Origin of the sequence: Pseudomonas sp. EL_65y_Pfl2_R95, from assembly GCF_963971045.1 — a bacterium.
Taxonomy (GTDB): domain Bacteria; phylum Pseudomonadota; class Gammaproteobacteria; order Pseudomonadales; family Pseudomonadaceae; genus Aquipseudomonas.
Genome location: NZ_CAXAOV010000003.1, coordinates 330766 through 351413, shown reverse-complemented (window position 1 = coordinate 351413; position 20648 = coordinate 330766). Strand labels below are relative to the sequence as shown.

The window sequence follows — 20648 nt, the reverse complement described above, 5'->3', positions numbered from 1 at the left end:
TTCACGGAGTCACCATGCCAGCGCTATATATACTGATCCCCATTGCCCTGATACTCGTCGCCTTGGCGATTTGGGTATTTTTCTGGGCGGTCGACAGTGGCCAGTACGATGACTTGGACGGCCCGGCCCACAGCATTCTGTTTGATGATGAAGATCCGATGCACAAAGCCGGCGTAGACGAAGCCCAGAAGCACGCTCACAAGGACAGCCCCGATGCTTGAGCTTGTGCCGCTGCTGGTTTCAGCGGTGATTCTGGGCTTGCTTGGCGGCGGTCACTGCCTGGGTATGTGCGGGGGGCTGATGAGTGCCTTGTCCCTTGCCATCCCACCTGAACAGCGCAGCAAACGCTTCCAGTTGATGCTGGCCTATAACCTTGGCCGAATCAGCAGTTACACCCTTGCCGGTTTGTTGATTGGCTTGGCAGGCGTCGCAGTGGCCTCGAGCCCTGCCGCGATGTTGCTGCGCGTCGTTGCCGGCATATTGCTGATTTGCATGGGGCTGTACCTCGCCGGTTGGTGGAGTGGACTGACCCGCATTGAAGCCCTGGGTCGCGGTTTATGGCGCTATATTCAGCCGTTAACCCGACGTTTTATGCCCGTCGACAGCATGCCCCGTGCCCTGATGCTGGGCGGGCTTTGGGGCTGGCTGCCTTGCGGCCTGGTCTACAGCACCCTGCTCTGGGCATCCAGCCAAGGCAATGCACTGCACAGCGCCGCCCTGATGCTGGCATTTGGCGTGGGCACCTTGCCCGTGCTTATTGCGACCGGAATGGCCGCCGAGCGCATCAGCCGTTTTCTGCGCATCAAGGGTGTACGCATGGCGGGCGGCTTGCTGGTCATACTCTTTGGTATCTGGACCCTTCCCGGACCGCACCAGCATTGGCTGATGGGTCATTGACCGGCATTCAGAGCAGTGATTGCCCCGCGCCTGATCCAGATCAATATTCGCGGCAGCGGGCACTCCTAAAATCGAGGGTATTCTCCGTCTACTGAGAGCGGCTCTATGCTCGATGCCATTCAATGGAGCCCTGAACTGATCCGTCGTTATGATCATTCTGGCCCGCGCTACACTTCATACCCCACCGCGATGCAATTTCAAGGGGAGATTGGCCCAGTCGATCTGGTTCGCGCCCTGCATCAAAGCAGCACCGCCCAGCGTGCCCTGTCGCTCTATGTACATGTGCCGTTTTGCGCCAATATTTGCTACTACTGCGCCTGCAACAAAGTCATCACTAAAAATCGTGATCGCGCCCAGCCGTATCTAGCGGCGCTCACCCATGAAATCAGCACGATCAGCGGCCATCTCAAGCCTGGCCAAGTGGTTGAGCAGTTGCATCTTGGCGGTGGCACGCCCACCTTTCTGAGTCATGATCAACTGCGCAGCTTGATGGGCGATTTGCGTGAGCACTTCACCTTGCTTGATGACGATTCCGGCGACTACGGTATTGAAATTGACCCCCGTGAGGCGGACTGGGCGACCATGGGCCTACTCCGTGAGCTCGGGTTCAATCGCATTAGCCTTGGCGTGCAGGACCTCGATCCCCAAGTGCAACAGGCAGTTAATCGTATGCAGTCGGTCGAGCAGACCCGCGCCATTATCGATGCAGCCCACACCCTGCAGTTTCGCTCGGTAAACATTGACTTGATCTATGGCTTGCCGCTGCAAACACCTGAGCGCTTTGCCAACACGGTCGCTGAAATTATCGCTATGCAGCCAGACCGGTTATCGCTGTTCAATTACGCCCATCTGCCTGAACGTTTTAAACCCCAACGACGCATAGCGGACAGCGAACTGCCCAACAGTGCTGACAAATTACACATGCTACGCAGTTCGATCGAACAGCTCGGCGCCGCCGGTTATCGCTACATTGGCATGGATCACTTTGCCCTGCCAGATGACGAGCTTGCCATTGCTCAGGAAGAAGGCAGGTTGCAACGTAACTTTCAGGGTTACACCACTCATGGACACTGCGATTTAATCGGCTTGGGGGTGTCCGCAATCAGCCAGATAGGCGGGCTTTATTGCCAGAACAGTAGCGATCTCAACCTCTACCAACACACATTGGAAAACCAGCAGCTAGCCACACAACGGGGCGTGTACTGCAGCCCAGATGACTTCATTCGCCGAGCCGTGATTCAGCAACTGATTTGCCACTTTGAGCTGGACTTTGCCGAGATCGAAAGGACCTACAGCATCGAGTTTCGCTGCTATTTCGGTGCTATCTGGCCGCAACTGGAACAAATGGCTGCTGACGGCTTGATCAAGCTGACCGCGTATAACATCGAGGTACTGCCCAGCGGACGCTTGTTAGTCAGGGCGCTGTGTATGCTTTTCGATGAATATCTGTGTGAGCAGAATCGCCAGCGCTTTTCACGGGTAATCTAGGTTTTAGCGGTTTAAAACCGCTAAGAAACCATTAGCGTTGCGACGCTCATCAGCTGTTCGCTGCTCAGGTTTTGCTGGCGCATTTGTGAGACCAACGAGGCATTAGCACTGCTGATAGCGCCATGCAGGCTGGCAATCTCCGAGGAAACCACATTCGCCTCACGCTGGGAGTCGCGGGTCGGCGGCTTGGCCAGAAGCGCGTTAAGCTGCGCTTGTTTAGCTGCGAGTTGTGCGCGCAGTTGACGAATCATCTTTAGGGTATTTTTAATGCTGTCAGGCAGATTGCTGTCATCAATGTCTTGGTTTTTTGTCGCTTGTTTCGATTGCGCACTACCCGCCTCAGACAAACTCACACGTATACCGCCACCAGCGCCGGGCAATGAACTGGGGCCCACCAGGTCTTTTCCAGCATCCGCCTTTACAGTGGCCAGGCGCAATGGCGTTGGCGCAAAGCTGGCTGCGTTACTGCTTTCAACATGCATACGCAGGCCCTCTATAATCAGTCATTATTGCTAACCGTATCGGCGGCTAAAAACAAAACTTGAACCCTAAGTCAACCAGCCAATGGCTGGCTGGATAGGCCTGGCTGCTGTAATCTAGCGCCTTTAGCGACACACCTAGGATTTTTCTCGATGACCGGAATCATCAAGCTGCATACGCCCCATCAAGCGCACTGCAAAGACTGCAGTTTGGCCAGCCTATGCCTGCCACTTTCCTTGAACCTTGAGGATATGGATGCACTTGATGAGATCGTAAAGCGCGGCCGTCCTTTGAAAAAAGGTGAGTTTCTGTTTCGCCAAGGCGACAACTTTGGCTCAGTTTTCGCGGTTCGTTCGGGGGCACTGAAAACCTTTACCCTGAGTGACTCGGGCGAGGAGCAAATCACTGGATTTCATTTGCCCAGTGAGCTTATTGGCCTCTCCGGCATGGACAGTGAAACCTACCCTGTGTCCGCCATTGCCCTGGAAACCACCTCCGTATGTGAGATCCCGTTCGAGCGTCTGGATGAGCTGACCGCCAAGCTGCCTCAGTTGCGCCGTCAGTTGATGCGCATCATGAGCCGCGAAATTCGTGACGATCAGCAAATGATGCTGCTGCTGTCGAAGAAAAACGCTGACGAGCGCATTGCAACCTTTCTGGTCAACCTGTCAGCACGCTTTCGTGCCCGCGGCTTTTCATCACAACAATTCCGTTTAGCCATGTCGCGCAATGAAATCGGCAACTACCTTGGCCTTGCGGTAGAAACGGTGTCGCGCGTATTCACTCGCTTCCAGCAAAACAAGCTGCTCGAGGCTGAGGGTAAAGAAGTGCATATTATCGACCCCATCGAATTGTGCGCCCTCGCCGGCGGCAATCTCGACAGTTAAGCTTCCCTCGCTTACTCGCCCCAGGATTACCATGATTTTCGATGAGTTCAGCCTTAAAACCCTGATTCGCCCCGTACAGGACTTTCCCAAGCCGGGCGTGGTTTTCCGTGACATCACCCCGCTGTTCCAATCTCCCCGCGCCCTGCGCATGGTGATCGACAGCTTTATCCAGCGCTATATCGGGGCTGACTTCAGCCATATCGGCGTGATGGATGCCCGGGGCTTTCTGATCGGCTCTATCGTCGCCTATGAGCTGAACAAACCCCTGGTATTGTTTCGTAAACAAGGCAAGCTCCCAGCAGATGTAATCAGCGAAGGCTACCAAACCGAATACGGCGAAGCCTTCCTTGAAATCCACGCCGACAGCCTGAGCAAAGGTGACAAGGTGTTGATGTTTGATGACCTTATCGCCACCGGCGGCACCCTGCTGGCGGCCGTCCAACTCGTTCGCCGCTTAGGTGCCAGCATCTATGAAGCAGCGGCGATTATTGATTTGCCAGAGCTCGGTGGTTCACAAAAACTGGTCGATGCAGGTATTCCAACCTTTGCCTTGACGGCTTTTGCCCTCGACGAGCAGTAACCCTCTACCGCTCCGCTAAACGCCCGCTTTTGTAGCCGAAAGCGGGCGTTTTTCATTTAGCCATCCCTCCTCAAACCTCAGAGAATTACTAAACTTGAGTTGGTCTGGTTTCGCAGCAAATGGCCATAATCGACCTCCCGCCACCGCGACTCCCCTGTACTAATTGCCACTCCCCTTGGCAATTAGCAATGCGCTGCACCGCCAACAACCGCGGTGCAGCCCAGGAGCCACTTATATCCCCTACAGATACGGCGATCGACAGCTTCCCGGTTAGGCGTATGGACTTTGACTTTACCCCGAGTCGCTAGTATTGGTTCGCAGATAACAGTTTTCTGAGCCACTTGGTGATCCCATACCGCGCAATGCAGTGTTTGGCCGTGAGGGCGTTGACCTGCTCGATACCTGGCCCCAAGGCCCGCAAGCCTATAAAGGCAGCATGACTGCCGGGTTTCCCAATTTATTCTTTTTAATGGGGCCCAACACCGGACGGGGCCATAACTCGATGGTTTATATGATTGAGTCGCAAATCCACTATGTGCTGGGTGCACTCGACTTGCTGAAAAAACATAATCTGCAAAGCTTAGAGGTTAAGCGCGATGCTCAAGACGCCTTCAATCAGAAGCTACAAGGCCAATTAGACAACACAGTATGGAGCCGCGGTGGCTGCACCAGTTGGTACATCCACCCAGACAGTGGTCGAAATTGCATCCTCTGGCCCGGGTTTACCTGGCGCTTTCGCATGCTCACCCGGCACTTTGATCCAACGGCTTATCATTTCAGCCGCAAACACCCCGCGCATCCGGCGCAAAGTAATGCTGTAGCAATGCCTCAGGAGGCGGATGCATGAAATCGTTTGAGAATAAAGTCGCAGCCATAACCGGTGCTGGTTCAGGTATTGGCCGGGCGTTGGCCTATGAGCTTGCTCGCCAAGGCTGTGCTTTGGCCTTATCTGATGTTAATGCGCAGGGCTTGGCGGAAACCACCGAACAGGCCCGCAAGCTTGGGGTCAAGGTTGAACAGACAGTGGTGGACGTAACCGACCGTGAAGCCATGCACGCCTGGGCAGATGAAGTGGTTACAACCTTTGGCCAGGTCAATGCCATCTTTAACAATGCCGGCGTTGCCCAAAGCGGCACGATTGAAAGCAATGAGTACAGTGACTATGAATGGGTGATGGGCATCAATTTCTGGGGTGTAGTCCATGGCAGCAAGGCTTTCTTGCCGCACATAAAGGCCTCAGGGGTTGGCCATGTCGTCAACCTGTCGAGTATTTTCGGGATTTTCTCGCAACCGGGTATGAGCGCCTATAACGCTAGCAAGTTTGCCGTGCGCGGCTTCACTGAATCGCTGCGCCAGGAGTTGGATATGGACAACTGCGGCGTATCGGCCAGTTGCGTTCATCCCGGTGGAATCAAAACCAACATCGCCAACACCGCGCGCACGCACGCCAGCATGCAAGCCTTGACAGGTCGGGACAACGAACAGGCCAAGCAACAGTTCAATGACAAGCTGGCACGCACCACTGCGCAGCGCGCAGCCCAAGTCATCATCAAAGGCGTGCTGACCAATAAACGCCGCATCCTAATCGGCGGCGACGCCTATACACTGGATCTGCTGCAGCGCCTAATGCCCGCAGTGTATCAGCGCTTGATGACTGGACTGATGAAATTGGGCTTGAAGCGCAATAGCCGACAGCCCGTCACAGCACAATCCAAAACTGAGGCCTGAAGCCTCTACATACACAGAGGGTTTTGACTAGCGCAGCGGTTCGCGAGGCCGCTTGCGTAAGGGCTCCAACAGTGCGCTCAAGCCGTTATGGTCGATCTCCTGCATCAACTGCAACAACTGGCCAACCTGCCCCTTGGGAAAGCCTTCCCGGGCGAACCAATTGAGGTAATGGCCGGGCAAGTCAGCAATCAGCCGACCTTTGTATTTGCCAAATGGCATCTCCAGAGTAACCAACAATTGCAAGTCTTCAGGTTTCATCGCAGCTCTAACTTAGCCATTTGTGCGCCCGATTATGCCAAAGCCCACACCGCCGTGCAGTGCCATTAAGCTGTTTAGCGAGTCAGCCAAGGCAAACTCAGGTAACATTTGGGTCCGCAAATTTCCACCCTGGACGCTTATCCATGTTCATCTCAGCCTTACGCAATGGCCTAGGCCAGATCATTATCTTCATCGACTTCATTACCCGCCCGCGAAAAATGCAGCGTTCTACAGAAGAACAAGCGGCGGTCGCTCAAGCGGCAGCTAACCTGTCGCTGTATCAGTTCAGAGCCTGTCCATTTTGTGTAAAGACCCGCCGTACCCTGCACAAATTGAATGTGCCAATGCAGCTACGCGATGCGAAAAATGATGCCCAAGCGCGCGCTGATCTGCTCGAGCAAGGCGGTAAAGTTCAGGTGCCTTGCCTGCGTATCGAAGAAAACGGTCAAAGCACTTGGCTGTATGAATCTAAAGCGATTGCAGCTTATCTACAGGACCGTTTCGTCGCAGCATAAGCAAAACGGCGCGACCCTGATAAGGATCGCGCCGTCATCTGTTACCTGCCCTGTTACGGGCTTACCTGAATACTGCCAACCATACCTGCCTGGTAGTGCCCGGCGATCAAACAGGCAAAATCAAAACGTCCGGTTTGATTAAAGGTCCAGATGATTTCCCCAGTTTGCCCCGGCTGAACATGCGTCATATAGGCAGCGTGGTGTTCCATATTTGGGTGTTTAAGCATCATCTGGGCATGCTCCTCAAGGGTTTTCTGGGTACCCAGCACATACTCGTGGAGTAATTTCCCGTCGTTGTGCAGCACCAGTCGCACCGTCTCCCCCTTTTTGATGTTCAGGGTGCTGGGGCTAAAACGCATATCATCACCCATGCGCAGTTCAATGCTGCGACCGACCTGCCCGGCCTCCCCGGCAATCCCCCATGGCATCTGCTGCGCTTGAGCATGTGGCGATTTCGTCTCGTTGTCATGCGCCCACAGAGCGGAGCTGGTAGCAGCAGCCAGAAACAGTACAAAAACCTTCACGATAGTCATAGTAAATCTCGAATAAGTCCGGCCTTGAGTGCTAATGCAGTCAAGGCTAAAGCAGCTCTATTGAGCCTGGTTTAATCGGTTAAACGGGATAGTTACGGGGAGGCCGTTTGGGCAAATCACTTATATGGCCGACAAATCTGGGGGCCAGGCGGACCTCAGGTTGTACCGATTTAAAACTGCCAGCCTTGACCGAAATGGCCGGCAACACAGCGGCGCTCAAGCACATCAGGCAATGCATGCACAGTTGGCTGCCCAAGTGATCAAGATCGACTCTCGTGGCCTGAGAGACATAGCACTGGCGCGACAGTTGCGCCGATGACAGTGCGGGTGGCATTGCAAATGACATACAGCCTTGCGCCGCCATGCTTTGCACCGGCAAGGCGAACATCATCATGCAAAGAATTAGCAACCGCAGTTTTTTAGTCATGAAAGCAAAGCAGCGAGCGATCCGAAGTAATTAGTCGGCTGAAATTATGCACTGCAAACCCGCTGCAAGCATAACCTCAGTCGATTACAGTTTACGTCAATCAAGCATGCCAATATGACCCGGATGACAGGCAACGCGATCTAGCCAAGTACGGATGGAAGGGAAATCGCTCAGGTCAAAACCGCCTTCATCCGCCACGTGGGTGTAGGCATACAGCGCAATATCGGCAATCGAGTATTGTTCGGCTACCAGATAAGGCGTGTTTTGCAGTTGTTTTTCCATGACCCTGAGGGCTTTATAGCCCAGCACATGGCAGCGCTGGTATTCGGCTAAACGCTCTTCAGGCATGTTCTGATACAGCTGAATAAACCGCGCCACGGCAATGCTGGGTTCATGGCTGTACTGCTCGAAGAACTGCCACTGCAGCACTTGGGTACGCAGCCGTGGATCAGTTGGCAAAAACGAGGTGCCATCTGCAAGGTAATTGAGAATCGCATTGGACTCCCAAAGACAGGTGCCGTCTTCAAGCTCCAACACAGGAATCTTGCCATTCGGATTCTTGGCTAGAAACGCCTCGGTCTGGGTCTCACCCTTGAGGATATCAACTGCTATCCACTCATAAGGCATGCCCAGCAGATTAAGCATCAGCTTGATCTTGTAGCAGTTTCCCGAGCGGTAATCGCCATACACCTTCAACATACTTGTGCTCCTTTATGCCCTACTCTGCTTTATCGCTAGTGCGCATTGGCGACTAGGCCGCAACCTCTGTCTGCGCCTCACGTATCACTTCTGCCAAGCGCTGCAAGCCTTCACTCAGACGCTCAGGCGCAACATGACTAAAATTCAAGCGCAGGTGCCCTGGATGCTGATCGGGGTCGATAAAGAAGGGTTCGCCCGGCATAAATGCAATGTTTTGTGCCAACGCTGGCGCCAGCAATGTGCGGGTGTCCAGCGGCTGCTTCAAGGTTAACCAGAAAAACAGTCCGCCTTGGGGAATTTCCCAGTCCGCCAGATCGGCAAAATGCTCGAGCAGCGCAACCTGCATGGCATCACGGCGCACGCGGTAGAAATCACGCAATTGCGCCAGATGATCACGGTAATGCTGACTGCCCAACCATTGCAGCGCCTGCCACTGACCAATTCGATTGGTGTGCAGGTCCGCCGATTGCTTGAGACGCAACAGGTGCGGATAGAGGTCGGGGGTGGCAATCAGGTAACCCACGCGCAGCCCCGGCAACAGCGTTTTAGACACAGTACCGGTGTAGATCCAGCTGGCCTTCTGTAGACGGCTGACAATCGGCGTGGCGCTGCCCTCATCAAATACCAGGTCGCGATAAGGCTCATCCTCGATCAGGGTCACGCCAAACTCATCAAGCAAAGCCGCTACGGCATCACGTTTGGCTTCGCTGTAGCGCACGGCGGATGGATTCTGAAAAGTAGGAATCAGGTAAGCGAATGCAGGTTTATGGTTTTCCAAACGCTGGCGCAGGGCGGCTATCTCTGGGCCATCGGCCTCTTGCGGCACTGCAATGCAATCGGCGCCAAACAGTTGGAAGGCTTGCAGCGCGGCCAGGTAGGTAGGCGCTTCGACCAATACTTCGGTACCCGGATCAACATACAGCTTGCTGACCAGATCCAGGGTTTGCTGGGAGCCACTGACAATCAAAACCTGACTGGCGTCGCACGGCACACCGATGGCGCGGGCTTCTGCGGCAATCACCTCGCGCAGCGCAGGCTCCCCTTCACTCATGCCGTATTGGCCAATGGTGGTCGGCATCTGCGCCCACTCAACTTTGGGTAACATGGGCTCTGCGGGTAAACCACCGGCAAATGACATCACTTCAGGGCGCTGCGCCGCAGATAAAATTTCGCGAATCAAAGAGCTTTTCAGGCGGGCAATACGTTCAGAGAAGGCCATCATTTACACCAGGTGATAATTTTTCGGAAGTAAGTCAAACTTGTTGACCGAAATTACGCCTCCATATGCAGATACGTCAATATGTTTGACCTTAAAAGTTTAACCGCCCAGCAGTCCGCAATGAAGGCTTTCTTCTTTGGCTATCAGGCGTTTACCTCCAAGGCAGATGAAATGCTCGCGCGGCGCGGGCTGTCTCGCGTGCACCATCGCATTCTTTTTTTCATCGCCATGTATCCGGGTCTGAGCATGAAAGAACTGCTCAATTATCTCGGCGTGAGTAAACAGGCGCTCAATATCCCTCTGCGCCAGTTGATTGAAATGCACCTGGTGGAAAGCCAGGCCTCGGCAGACGACAAACGCAAACGTTTGCTGGCATTCACCCCCGAGGGGGAAAAGTTGGAATTAGCCCTGCGCCGCGAGCAAGCCAAGATGCTGCAGCGCGCCCTCGGCGATACCGGCGATGACGCCATGAATGCCTGGATGCAGGTCAACCAGGCATTGGCCAAGCACCGTTAACGCGCTCGGCGGCCACTGTATCGGCGTTTTTGCTGCACCGCTGTACCGCGACGCCGGCAGGCTAACGATTTAGGCTTTAAAGGTCTCAAAGCACAGCGCTCTGTGCACGGGTCCAATAAAGCTCATTATCGAGAACCCCATGAACGCCGAATTGCTTGTCGCCTTCATCGCCTTTGCCTTCGTTACCTCGGTCACCCCTGGCCCCAACAATATGATGTTGCTCGCCTCCGGGGTTAACTTTGGTATGCGTCGCAGCCTGCCGCACATGCTCGGCATCAGCATTGGCTTTATGATTCTGGTGATTGCGGTTGGCTTGGGTCTGGGTCAGTTGTTTGCCCAAGTCCCGGTGCTCTATAGCGTCTTGCGTTATGCCGGCGCGGCGTACTTGTTGTATCTGGCCTGGAAAATTGCCAATGCCGGCGCGCCCGAAGGACAAAAGTCGGGCGCAAAGCCATTTAGCTTTCTGCAGGCCGCGGCCTTTCAGTGGATCAATCCGAAAGCCTGGGTCATGGCAATCGGTGCTATCACCACCTATACCCCCCATGAAAACTTCACAGTGAATGTGCTGCTGATTGCGGCGCTATTCGCCATCGTCAACTGCCCCAGCGTCGGACTTTGGACTGTGGCCGGCAGCCTGTTGCGCAACTGGCTGAGCAACCCCCGCGTGCTGCGCGGCTTCAATATCAGCATGGCGTTACTATTGGCCGCCTCGCTTTACCCTATATTTGCCGATGTTAAAGGAGTTTTGTAATGGCCCACGCACACCAAGCCCGGCTACGTCCACTCGCGGACAGTTCCCCTTCGGCAGTGGTTGCAGGTTTTATTGCCATGCTCACCGGTTACACCTCGTCGTTGGTGTTGATGTTTCAGGCCGGCCAGGCGGCTGGCCTGAGCAACGGCCAGATTTCTTCGTGGATCTGGTCGCTGTCGATTGGCATGGCGGTCTGTTGTATCGGTTTATCCTTGCGTTACCGCGCACCAGTGATGATCGCGTGGTCGACACCGGGCGCAGCGCTGCTGATCAGCAGTCTGCCTGGCGTACCTTACAGCGAGGCAATTGGTGCCTACATCATCTGCTCTGGGTTGATTGTAATCTGTGGTTTGACCGGCAGCTTTGACCGCATCATGCGCCGTATTCCCGGCTCAATTGCCGCCGCATTGCTCGCTGGCGTGCTGTTTAAAATCGGCCTGGAGATTTGCGTGGCCGCCGAGCAACAGCCGATCCTGGTGGTGTCGATGCTGCTGGCTTACTTGTTCGGCAAACGCTTGATGCCGCGCTATGCGGTGCTGGCGGCATTGATCGTCGGCTGTATCTTGGCCGGGGTATTTGGCCTGCTCAACTTTGAGCATTTTGAGCTCAAACTGGCAACCCCTGAATGGACAACCCCGAGTTTTTCGATTGCGGCAGCAATCAGCATTGGTATTCCTCTGTTTATCGTCGCAATGACCTCACAGAACTTGCCGGGCATGGCCGTTTTACGCGCCAATGGTTATGACGTTCCGGCCTCGCCGCTACTCAATGTCACGGGCATCAGCTCGATACTGCTGGCGCCCTTTGGCTCACACGGTATCCATATGGCGGCGATCAGCGCCGCTATCTGCGCCGGCCCTGAAGCCCATGAAGACCCGAAAAAGCGCTATACCGCGGCGGTCTGGTGTGGGGTGTTTTACGGTATCGCCGGTATTTTCGGCGCGACCTTGGCCGCCCTATTTGCAGCGCTGCCCAAGGCGCTGATTCTATCTATTGCCGCGCTGGCGCTATTTGCATCAATTATCGGCGGGCTGACCCAAGCCATGAGCGAGCCGAAAGAGCGCGAAGCCGCACTCATCACCTTTCTGGTGACGGCATCTGGCATGACCCTGTTCACGGTTGGCTCGGCATTTTGGGGCATCGTCGCCGGCCTGCTGACGCTGGTCATTTTGAACTGGCGCAAAACCGAGTAGAAACTCAACCGCAGCCTTGCCGGTAGGGGGCGTTGCTCAAATACAAAAATGGCGCTGGAAAGCGCCTTTTCTGTTAGCCACCTCAGTCACCCCTGCGGGGCCTAGATTGCAGTCGCGCCGCCATCGATAGCGAGCGCTTGTCCCGTGGTAAAGCCCGCGTCATCGCAACACAGGTACAGCACCGCAGCGGCGATTTCCCCAACAGTGCCGATACGTCCAACGGGGTGCATGGCCGCCGCAAATTCGGCTTTTCTTGGATCAGCTTCGTAGGCGCGACGGAACATATCGGTGTCGATAACGGCTGGGCATACGGCATTAACACGAACCTTTTTCTTCGCATACTCAACCGCAGCCGACTTGGTAAGGCCAATGACGGCATGCTTGGACGCACTATAGATGCTCATCTTCGGCGCCGCACCGAGACCAGCAACCGATGCAGTGTTAACGATTGCGCCCCCGCCTTGCGCGAGCAGCAACGGTATCTGGTGCTTCATGCACAGCCAGACACCTTTGACATTGACGCCCATAATCGCATCAAATTCTGACTCACTGCCGTCCGCCAGTTTGCCTTGCTCGATCTCGATACCGGCGTTATTGAATGCATAATCCAGGCGGCCATAGCAGCTAACCGTCTGCGCCATCAGTGACGCGACGTCGGCATCGACGGTGACGTTGCAGGCGATAAAAACTGCCTCGCCGCCAGCCTCACGAATCAGTTTAACCGTGCCCTCGCCGCCTGCAGCATCCACATCAGAGACCACGACCTTCAGCCCTTGCTCAGCAAACGCCAGCGCCGTCGCCCTGCCAATGCCAGCAGCTGCACCGGTAACCAACGCAACCTCACCCCTAAAGCTCAAGCCCATGTGCATATTCCTTTGTGTTCAAGGTTTTCTGATGCCTGAGTCTAGCGAGGGATAGCATTGTGCAGGCAGCACTATTAAGTTCACCGCAGTCACTCGATTGAAGATGGTGATTAACCAGCGCAGCCCACTATCACTTTGATAAATCGGCGAACATTCTATTTTCAAGGTTCGGTTGCTCATTACCCGCTGACGCGCTATCACCATAGGTTTCGATCAACGAGTACTTGTCATGACCGTACAAATCAATCGCCAGTTCCTGCTCGCCCAACGCCCGGTTGGCGCCCCCACACGCGACACATTCAGCTTTGTTGAAGTGCCGCTGGCTGAGCCTGCGGAAGGCCAGATCGTGGTGAAGAACGCGTTCCTGTCACTCGACCCGGCCATGCGTGGCTGGATGAACGATGCCAAGTCATATATTCCGCCGGTTGGCTTGGGTGAAGTGATGCGTGCCTTGGGTGTCGGCGAAGTAATAGCTTCGAAAAACCCGAACTTTGAAGTGGGCGACCACGTCAATGGCGCCATTGGCGTGCAGGATTACTTTGTGGGCGAGCCACGGGGCTTCTACAAAGTCGACCCAAGTCGCGCACCACTACCGCTGTACCTGTCTGCACTGGGCATGACCGGCATGACCGCTTACTTCGCCTTGCTTGATGTCGGCGCCCCCAAGGCGGGCGAAACCGTGGTGATCTCAGGCGCGGCAGGCGCTGTAGGCAGCGTTGTAGGACAGATCGCGAAGATTAAAGGCTGCCGCGTTGTAGGGATCGCAGGCGGCGCGAAAAAGTGCAAATTGTTAATTGATGAGCTCGGTTTCGACGGCGTAATCGACTACAAAAATGAAGACCTGCTCGCAGGTCTCAAGCGTGAATGTCCGAAAGGCATCGATGTGTTCTTCGATAACGTCGGTGGCGATATCCTCGATGCAGCATTGACCCGTATCGCACCGAAAGCCCGTATCGTCATTTGTGGCGCGATCAGCCAGTACAACAACAAAGAAGCAGTCAAAGGCCCGGCCAACTACCTGTCGCTGCTGGTCAACCGTGCTCGCATGGAAGGCTTTGTGGTGATGGACTATGCCAGCCAGTTTGCTGATGCCGCCAAAGAAATGGGCGGCTGGATGGCCAGCGGCAAGTTGAAGTCCAAGGAAGATATTGTCGAAGGTTTAGAAACCTTCCCAGAAACCCTGCTCAAGCTATTCAGCGGCGAAAACTTCGGCAAGCTGGTGCTTAAAGTCTAAGCCCCTTCCACAGCGCGCGGGGTGACGATCCTGGCGCACCAAACCTCATAAAAAAGCGGCGCTTGGATTATTCACCAAGCGCCGCTTTTTGGTTGCGTAGCGATCTATTACTGACGCATACCCCGGCCACTGACCAGCAAGCGCACGCACAGCAAATACAACACAGCAGTGGCGATCAGCATAAAGGTCACGGCGACACTGATACGAATATCCGAAACACCGAGAATGCCGTAGCGGAAGGCGTTAACCATATGCAGCACCGGGTTGGCCATCGACACGCTCTGCCAGAATGGCGGCAACAGGTTGATCGAGTAGAAGACCCCGCCCAGATAGGTCAATGGTGTTAGCACGAAGGTCGGGATGATCGAGATATCATCGAAGTTACGGGCAAACACCGCATTGACGAAGCCGCCCAACGAGAAAATGGTCGCCGTCAACAGCACCACCAGCACCGTCAGCCCCAAATGGTGAACCTGCAAATCGGTGAAAAACAGCGACAGCAAGGTGACGATAAAACCCACAGCCAGACCGCGCAGCACGCCACCGGTGACGTAGCCGATCAAAATGATGTGAGGTGAAACCGGGGAAACCATCAACTCTTCAATTGAACGCTGGAACTTGCTGCCGAAGAAGCTCGACACCACGTTCCCGTAAGAGTTGGTGATCACCGACATCATGATCAAACCTGGCACGATGTACTGCATGTAGCTAAAGCCACCCATGTCGCCAATCTGCCGGCCGATCAAATTACCGAAAATGACGAAATACAGGACCATGGTAATGGCGGGCGGCAGCAGGGTTTGTGGCCATATGCGGGTAAAGCGACGCACTTCGCGATAAACGATAGTGCGCAAGGCAACCATGTTGGCGGCAAATTCTGAGTTCAGGTGTTCCTTGTTCATACTGTCTCCTTGGCCAGATTCTTTTCGACCAAGTTGACGAACAGCTCCTCAAGTCGATTGCTCTTGTTGCGCATGCTCGACACCTCAATGTTCTGCTCAGCCAGCTGCCGGAACAGTTCGGTGACGCCCTGATCCTTGTCGACCTGCACCTCAAGGGTGTGATGATCCATCAGCTTAACCGGATAGCCATCGAGCTCAGGCTCGACCAGCAGCGATGCACTCAGGTCGAGCAAGAAAGTCTCGACATGCAGGGTTTGCAGCAATTCACGCATGCTGGTGTTTTCGACGATGCGACCGTGATCGATGATGCCGATGTTCCGGCACAGCTGCTCGGCCTCTTCGAGGTAATGGGTGGTCAAGATGATTGTAATGCCCTGCTCGTTGAGCTTGGTCAAGAAGCTCCACATTGAGCGGCGCAACTCAATATCAACGCCCGCGGTAGGCTCGTCGAGAATCAACAAGCGAGGCTCGTGAACCAATGCTCGCGCGATCATCAACCGGCGCTTCATGCCGCCCGAAAGCTCACGCGAAGCCACGTCACGCTTCTCCCACAAGCCGAGCTGCTTGAGGTAATGCTCAGCGCGTTCTTTGGCGATGCGCGCTGGGATGCCGTAATAACCGGCTTGAGTGACGACGATGTCGAAGACTTTTTCGAATTGGTTGAAGTTAAATTCCTGCGGCACCACGCCGATGCAGCGCTTGAGTGCAGCAGGATCTTTATCGAGGTCAAAACCAAACACATTGACTGTGCCGCTGGATTTATTCACCAGGGTCGAAAGAATGCCGATTGTGGTGGATTTGCCAGCCCCGTTAGGGCCGAGCAACGCATAGAAATCGCCTTCAGCCACGTCCAGGTCAATGCCATAGAGTGCTTGAAAGCCATTGCCGTAGGTTTTAGTAAGCTGCCGAATGGACAGAGCGGTAGTCATAAAGAATGCACGCACCCAAAAATAAAAAGTGAATTAAAAGCGCCGTGATACGACTGCTACCCAGTTTAACGCGCTGGAGCAGCCACTCACACAACAGTCGAAATTTAATGAAATATATTTGCGCGATGACAGCCTAGCATCGCCCGGAAAAGAAGGAAGGCCCTGAGCCTAATGGTGACTATCACTGCGCTTCATACTGATTAGCTGTTCTTGGCCTCGGCATGCATATCTCCGAGCATCATCTGCGAGCCTTCAACAAACAGATGCGGGTAGATTTTCGCCAGATGGGCAAAGAACAAGGCCTCAGGCACATCCGCAAACTGACCATGATCAGCCAGGTATTCCATGTAGCGTTCACCTTGCTGATTATAAGGATGGAAGACGCTGTCACTGATCCCGTCGAACTCCAGCGGCGCCACCGCAAACAGCCCACACAGTTCGGCATTAAAGGCTGGCGTGGCTTTTACCCATCGTCCGTCCAAGTACAGCTCCGTATAACCGTGCATGGCAAACACATCGCTGCGCAGCAACTCAAGCAAACGCGGCGTAGAGAGGTGATTGCGCACATCGGCCAAACCAATTCGTGCAGGTATTCCACAGTGCCTGGCGCAGGCGGCAAGCAATGCCGCCTTGGGCACGCAGTAGCTTTCGCCTGCGGTGAGTGCATGGCTGGCTTTCAGTGTTTGCGGGTCGCGGCTAAAGGTGTAAGGGTTGTAACGGATGCCGTCGCGCACTGCGTAATACAAGTTGACTGATTGCTGGCGGAGATCCGATGTTGCACCTCGTGCATGATCTGCGAACTCAATTAGCGTAGGGTGGTCACTATCGATGAAGCGATTGGCTTTTAGGTATTGGTTCATCGGCGTATTCCCCTTGGCTTGGTTAGCTCAGTCTAACTGCGCTGTATGCGCCGATGTCATGACATAACAGCCAAGCTCACTGCCCTTGTCGCCATCTACTGACAGATGACGGCTAAGCTCAAGACGCTCAATCTAAAAATGGTCGTCATCATGGAGGACGTTAAATGCTCGCAGTCTGGTTAATTGTTTTAGTGGTTGGTGTGGTTTACATGGCGCACCGCCGCATCTCACCGATCCCCGCGCTGGCATGCGTTGCTGTGTACCTGCTAGTGATGGGTGCTTTTAGCCATGCACACGGCGTGCTTATGACGGTGCTCTGGCTGATCCTCCTCGCAATCGCTTTGCCACTGGCGCTGCCTGATTTACGCCGCAAAATATTCACTGCGCCATTGTTTTCCTGGTTCCAGAAAGTGCTGCCGCCCATGTCGGAGACCGAGCGCGACGCGATTGAGGCCGGCACCGTCTGGTGGGATGGCGAACTGTTCAGCGGCCGCCCGGACTGGGACAAGCTGCTGGCTTATCCAAAAGCCGTATTGAGCGAAGAAGAGCAAGCCTTCCTTGATGGCCCTACCGAAGCGCTCTGCGCAATGGTCACTGACTGGGAAATTGGCCAGCAGATGGACTTGCCTGAAAAAGCCTGGGCCCATATTAAGGAACATGGCTTTTTTGCCCTGATTATCCCTAAAGAATACGGTGGCAAAGGCTTCTCGGCATACGCTCACTCACAGGTTGCAATGAAACTCGCCACCCGCAGTGGTGACCTCGCCTCCACCGTGATGGTGCCTAACTCCCTCGGCCCTGCGGAGTTGTTGCTGCATTACGGCACCGACCAGCAACGTAACCACTACTTGCCGCGCTTGGCCAGCGGCGAAGACATCCCTTGCTTCGCCCTGACCGGCCCATTGGCCGGGTCCGATGCGGGTGCGATGCCAGACACGGGCATCATCTGCAAAGGTGAATGGCAAGGCGAACAGGTTATCGGTCTGCGCCTGACCTGGGAAAAGCGCTATATCACCCTGGGCCCAGTCGCAACCTTGCTCGGCTTGGCCTTCAAGGCTTATGACCCTGAGCACTTGCTGGGCGAAGAAGAAGACCTCGGCATCAGTCTGGCACTGGTACCAACGGATACCGCAGGCGTAGAAATTGGGCGTCGTCACTACCCGCTCGGCGCGGCGTTCATGAACGGCCCGAACTCGGGTAAAGATGTATTTATCCCACTCGAGTTCCTGATTGGCGGGCAAGAAATGCTCGGCAAAGGCTGGATGATGCTGATGAACTGCCTTTCGGTTGGCCGTTCTATCTCCCTCCCGGCAGTGGGCACCGGCGCGGCCAAGTTCACCAGCCTGGTGACCGGTCAATACAGCCAGGTGCGTGAGCAATTCAATGTGCCACTTTCCGCTTTCGAAGGCATTCAAGAGGCGATGGCGCGCATCGGCGGCAATGCCTGGATGATGGACAGCGCCCGCATCCTCACTGCAAACGCAGTCGATCTGGGTGAAAAACCTTCGGTGCTTTCGGCGATTCTCAAGTACCACCTGACCGAACGTGGCCGGGAGTGCATCAGCGATGCCATGGACGTGCACGGCGGCAAAGGCATCATTATGGGGCCCAACAACTACCTAGGCCGCTCGTGGCAAGGTGCGCCGATCTTCATCACCGTTGAAGGTGCGAATATCCTGTCGCGCAACCTGATGATCTTCGGTCAGGGCGCTATCCGCTGCCATCCTTATGTACTCAAGGAAATGGCCCTTGCCAGCCGTGAGGACAAAGATCAGGCGCTGATCGAGTTCGACGAGTTGTTAATGCAGCACATCGGCTTTGCCATCAGCAATGCGGCTAGCACCCTGGTCTTGAGCCTGACTCTTAACCGCCTCGGCTCGGTTCCGGGTGACAACCTCAGCCAGCCTTACTACCGCGCACTGAATCGCCTATCCGCCGCGTTTGCCATGCTCGCGGACATGAGCATGATGCTGCTCGGTGGTGAACTAAAGCGTCGTGAGCGATTGTCGGCTCGTCTCGGCGATGTCTTGAGCAACCTGTATCTGGGCTCTGCCGCGCTCAAGCGTTATCACGATCTTGATTACTCGGCGCACTCCAAGCCCATGCTGCGCTGGGCAATGGAAGAAAGCCTGAGCAAGGCTGAAGAGGCCATGGACGATTTGCTCTGTAACTTCCCGAACAAATTCCTCGGCTGCGCCCTGCGCGTGCTGGTGTTCCCGCTGGGACGTCGCCACCGTGGCCCGAGCGATGAACTGGATGCCGAGATCGCCGAAATCATCGGCCGCAACAAGGGCGATGCTGCGCTTGAAGAGATTTTGACCGGTTGCTACCGCCCAACAGGCGACAAGGACCCGGTTGCGGCCTTGCAACGGGCCATGGACCTGCTTGAGCAAGCCAAGCCACTGCACAAAAAGCTGCATAAAGCTGAAAAGTCCGGCGAAGTTAAAGAGCAACCCGGGCAAACCCTGATCGAGTCTGCGCTCACCGCAGGGGCGCTCTCAGCGGAAGAGGCCGCAAGCCTGCAACAGGCCGAAGCAGCTCGCCGCGTGGTAATCGATGTCGACGATTTTGCCAAGGACGAGCTCAAACTTAGCCGCGGCAAAATCAGGTAAGCCGTCGACCTTAACGGGACAGCGGGCGCGCGGAGCTTTATACTCCGGCGCCCGTTTTACATTGAGGATTATCGTTATGTCCAGCAGCCACCTTGATCACCATCTCGCCCTGCTCGCTCAATTGCGCGGCATTCTGGTCGCCCTGGGTGAAGCCGAGCAGATTCTCGATGATAGCCATGCGCTGTTTATCGAGCGTTATGACGAACTGATGGCCTTGCTACCGGCCGATACCGAGAGCAGCCTCTACCTCGGTCAGGACCTGATCAGTCAGATCTTCCACCGCTACCCGCAAATTGCCCACCTGGTCCCCCGTGACCTGTTGTGGTTCTTTGGTGGTGACTGCCTGCACTTTATGCCCGATGAAGAGATTGAAATGTTCCAGGCACTCGATGAACGCCGCTTTGCAGCGATGGAAAACGATGAGCCGTTTGACTGGAATCAGGAGAAACGCCTGCTGGCGCTGTCCCCAGAAACCAACAGCAAGCACTGAAACACAGGCAAAAGCTCCGGTGGACAACGCCAAGTGTAACCACCGCGTTCAACCAATAACCCGGATGTTTGCGGCTACAAATAGTGGATGAAAAAGGCCTCATCCACCCTAGGTGAGGTGTGCCTTCAAGGGTGTGACAAGGCGAATCTTGTCCACCATCGGGCCCTGATCCAGATCAAATTTCAGACACAAAAAAGCCGCTCGAATGAGCGGCTTTTTTGTTTATTTGGAGCGGGAAACGAGACTCGAACTCGCGACCCCGACCTTGGCAAGGTCGTGCTCTACCAACTGAGCTATTCCCGCATTTACAACACACTTCTTACGAAGCGCTTACAGCAAAATGGCGTCCCCTAGGGGACTCGAACCCCTGTTACCGCCGTGAAAGGGCGGTGTCCTAGGCCACTAGACGAAGGGGACCTGGAACTTTTCACGCTAGCCTGAGTTAACTCAAGTTAGCCATTGTGTCGCCTGCCGGGCAACACATTTGAAACTGGAGCGGGAAACGAGACTCGAACTCGCGACCCCGACCTTGGCAAGGTCGTGCTCTACCAACTGAGCTATTCCCGCATTTTACATCTGCAACGCCA

Annotated in this window: 22 protein-coding genes, 3 tRNA genes and 1 pseudogene; 14 read left to right on the top strand and 12 right to left on the bottom strand. The window is 55.0% G+C overall.

All coding sequences use genetic code 11. The features are described from left to right. Positions 1–14 precede the first annotated feature (14 nt). The 3 genes from ccoS to hemN all read left to right on the top strand — a co-directional run bounded on the left by ccoS (position 15) and on the right by hemN (position 2385). Entirely contained in the window at positions 15–221 is a 207-nt protein-coding gene (ccoS, locus tag AACY09_RS12430; protein ID WP_339488350.1) for a cbb3-type cytochrome oxidase assembly protein CcoS, read from the top strand. Then, complete coding sequence (locus tag AACY09_RS12425) at positions 214–897, top strand: sulfite exporter TauE/SafE family protein (RefSeq protein ID WP_339488349.1); 684 nt, start codon at positions 214–216, stop codon at positions 895–897. Before ccoS ends, AACY09_RS12425 begins: the two co-directional genes overlap by 8 nt. Positions 898–1002: 105 nt before the next feature. Then, positions 1003–2385 carry an oxygen-independent coproporphyrinogen III oxidase gene (gene hemN / locus AACY09_RS12420; RefSeq protein ID WP_339488348.1) on the top strand — a complete coding sequence of 461 codons (1383 nt, stop codon included), beginning with the start codon at positions 1003–1005 and terminating at the stop codon, positions 2383–2385. Between the two features lie 20 nt (positions 2386–2405). Here hemN and AACY09_RS12415 read toward each other — a convergent pair whose 3' ends face one another. After that, positions 2406–2867: a hypothetical protein gene (locus tag AACY09_RS12415; RefSeq protein WP_339488347.1), complete on the bottom strand. Its 462-nt coding sequence runs from the start codon at positions 2865–2867 to the stop codon at positions 2406–2408. Positions 2868–3017: 150 nt separating this feature from the next. On the opposite strand from AACY09_RS12415, the gene fnr reads away from it, so the two are divergent. The 4 genes and pseudogenes from fnr (at position 3018) to AACY09_RS12395 (ending at position 6060) form a co-directional block, all read left to right on the top strand. After that, a complete protein-coding gene (fnr, locus tag AACY09_RS12410) occupies positions 3018–3752 on the top strand; it encodes a fumarate/nitrate reduction transcriptional regulator Fnr (RefSeq protein ID WP_339488346.1) in 735 nt (244 codons plus the stop codon). 31 nt (positions 3753–3783) lie between these two features. Beyond that, entirely contained in the window at positions 3784–4332 is a 549-nt protein-coding gene (locus tag AACY09_RS12405; RefSeq protein WP_339488345.1) for an adenine phosphoribosyltransferase, read from the top strand. A gap of 346 nt (positions 4333–4678) precedes the next feature. Beyond that, positions 4679–5179: pseudogene (locus tag AACY09_RS12400) on the top strand (4-hydroxyacetophenone monooxygenase); the annotation flags it as partial. Then, on the top strand, positions 5176–6060 hold the full coding sequence (locus AACY09_RS12395; protein ID WP_339488344.1) for an SDR family NAD(P)-dependent oxidoreductase: 885 nt from the start codon (positions 5176–5178) through the stop codon (positions 6058–6060). The pseudogene AACY09_RS12400 and the gene AACY09_RS12395, both read left to right, overlap by 4 nt. 27 nt (positions 6061–6087) lie before the next feature. On the opposite strand, the gene AACY09_RS12390 is transcribed toward AACY09_RS12395, so the two are convergent. Then, positions 6088–6318 carry a DUF3820 family protein gene (locus AACY09_RS12390; protein ID WP_339488343.1) on the bottom strand — a complete coding sequence of 77 codons (231 nt, stop codon included), beginning with the start codon at positions 6316–6318 and terminating at the stop codon, positions 6088–6090. 143 nt (positions 6319–6461) lie between these two features. Between AACY09_RS12390 and AACY09_RS12385 the strand changes: the two genes are divergently transcribed. Continuing rightward, the gene (locus AACY09_RS12385; protein WP_339488342.1) at positions 6462–6833 is read left to right on the top strand and encodes a glutaredoxin family protein; all 372 of its coding nucleotides are present in this window, start codon (positions 6462–6464) and stop codon (positions 6831–6833) included. 53 nt (positions 6834–6886) lie between these two features. Here AACY09_RS12385 and AACY09_RS12380 read toward each other — a convergent pair whose 3' ends face one another. From AACY09_RS12380 to AACY09_RS12370, 3 genes are all read right to left on the bottom strand, one after another. Then, positions 6887–7366: a cupredoxin domain-containing protein gene (locus AACY09_RS12380; RefSeq protein WP_339488341.1), complete on the bottom strand. Its 480-nt coding sequence runs from the start codon at positions 7364–7366 to the stop codon at positions 6887–6889. Between the two features lie 523 nt (positions 7367–7889). After that, entirely contained in the window at positions 7890–8492 is a 603-nt protein-coding gene (locus AACY09_RS12375) for a glutathione S-transferase family protein (protein WP_339488340.1), read from the bottom strand. 52 nt (positions 8493–8544) lie between these two features. Then, the gene (locus AACY09_RS12370) at positions 8545–9711 is read right to left on the bottom strand and encodes an aminotransferase-like domain-containing protein (protein WP_339488339.1); all 1167 of its coding nucleotides are present in this window, start codon (positions 9709–9711) and stop codon (positions 8545–8547) included. Between the two features lie 81 nt (positions 9712–9792). Between AACY09_RS12370 and AACY09_RS12365 the strand changes: the two genes are divergently transcribed. From AACY09_RS12365 to AACY09_RS12355, 3 genes are all read left to right on the top strand, one after another. Then, positions 9793–10227 carry a MarR family winged helix-turn-helix transcriptional regulator gene (locus AACY09_RS12365; RefSeq protein ID WP_339488338.1) on the top strand — a complete coding sequence of 145 codons (435 nt, stop codon included), beginning with the start codon at positions 9793–9795 and terminating at the stop codon, positions 10225–10227. A 139-nt stretch (positions 10228–10366) separates the two neighbouring features. Then, positions 10367–10978, top strand: a complete 612-nt coding sequence (locus AACY09_RS12360; RefSeq protein WP_339488336.1) for a LysE family translocator — start codon at positions 10367–10369, stop codon at positions 10976–10978. Then, positions 10978–12171 (top strand): benzoate/H(+) symporter BenE family transporter, encoded by a 1194-nt coding sequence (locus AACY09_RS12355; RefSeq protein WP_339488335.1) that lies wholly within the window; start codon positions 10978–10980, stop codon positions 12169–12171. Before AACY09_RS12360 ends, AACY09_RS12355 begins: the two co-directional genes overlap by 1 nt. A 101-nt stretch (positions 12172–12272) precedes the next feature. Here the strand turns inward: AACY09_RS12355 and AACY09_RS12350 are convergent, their stop codons facing one another. Next, positions 12273–13034, bottom strand: a complete 762-nt coding sequence (locus AACY09_RS12350) for an SDR family oxidoreductase (RefSeq protein ID WP_339488334.1) — start codon at positions 13032–13034, stop codon at positions 12273–12275. 229 nt (positions 13035–13263) lie between these two features. Between AACY09_RS12350 and AACY09_RS12345 the strand changes: the two genes are divergently transcribed. Then, on the top strand, positions 13264–14268 hold the full coding sequence (locus AACY09_RS12345) for an NADP-dependent oxidoreductase (RefSeq protein WP_339488333.1): 1005 nt from the start codon (positions 13264–13266) through the stop codon (positions 14266–14268). 107 nt (positions 14269–14375) lie between these two features. Here AACY09_RS12345 and AACY09_RS12340 read toward each other — a convergent pair whose 3' ends face one another. From AACY09_RS12340 to AACY09_RS12330, 3 genes are all read right to left on the bottom strand, one after another. Further along, positions 14376–15155 (bottom strand): ABC transporter permease, encoded by a 780-nt coding sequence (locus tag AACY09_RS12340; RefSeq protein ID WP_339488716.1) that lies wholly within the window; start codon positions 15153–15155, stop codon positions 14376–14378. Between the two features lie 11 nt (positions 15156–15166). Next, positions 15167–16099: an ABC transporter ATP-binding protein gene (locus AACY09_RS12335; RefSeq protein ID WP_339488332.1), complete on the bottom strand. Its 933-nt coding sequence runs from the start codon at positions 16097–16099 to the stop codon at positions 15167–15169. Positions 16100–16299: 200 nt separating this feature from the next. Further along, complete coding sequence (locus AACY09_RS12330; protein ID WP_339488330.1) at positions 16300–16959, bottom strand: transglutaminase-like domain-containing protein; 660 nt, start codon at positions 16957–16959, stop codon at positions 16300–16302. 164 nt (positions 16960–17123) lie between these two features. Here AACY09_RS12330 and AACY09_RS12325 point away from each other — a divergent pair, with 164 nt between their 5' ends. After that, positions 17124–19571, top strand: a complete 2448-nt coding sequence (locus tag AACY09_RS12325; RefSeq protein ID WP_339488329.1) for an acyl-CoA dehydrogenase — start codon at positions 17124–17126, stop codon at positions 19569–19571. Positions 19572–19647: 76 nt separating this feature from the next. Continuing rightward, a complete protein-coding gene (locus AACY09_RS12320) occupies positions 19648–20061 on the top strand; it encodes a PA2817 family protein (protein WP_339488327.1) in 414 nt (137 codons plus the stop codon). Between the two features lie 227 nt (positions 20062–20288). On the opposite strand, the gene AACY09_RS12315 is transcribed toward AACY09_RS12320, so the two are convergent. From AACY09_RS12315 to AACY09_RS12305, 3 genes are all read right to left on the bottom strand, one after another. After that, a tRNA-Gly gene (locus AACY09_RS12315) sits at positions 20289–20364 on the bottom strand. Between the two features lie 38 nt (positions 20365–20402). Beyond that, a tRNA-Glu gene (locus tag AACY09_RS12310) sits at positions 20403–20478 on the bottom strand. Positions 20479–20552: 74 nt separating this feature from the next. Beyond that, positions 20553–20628 (bottom strand) — tRNA-Gly (locus AACY09_RS12305). Positions 20629–20648: the final 20 nt, after the last annotated feature.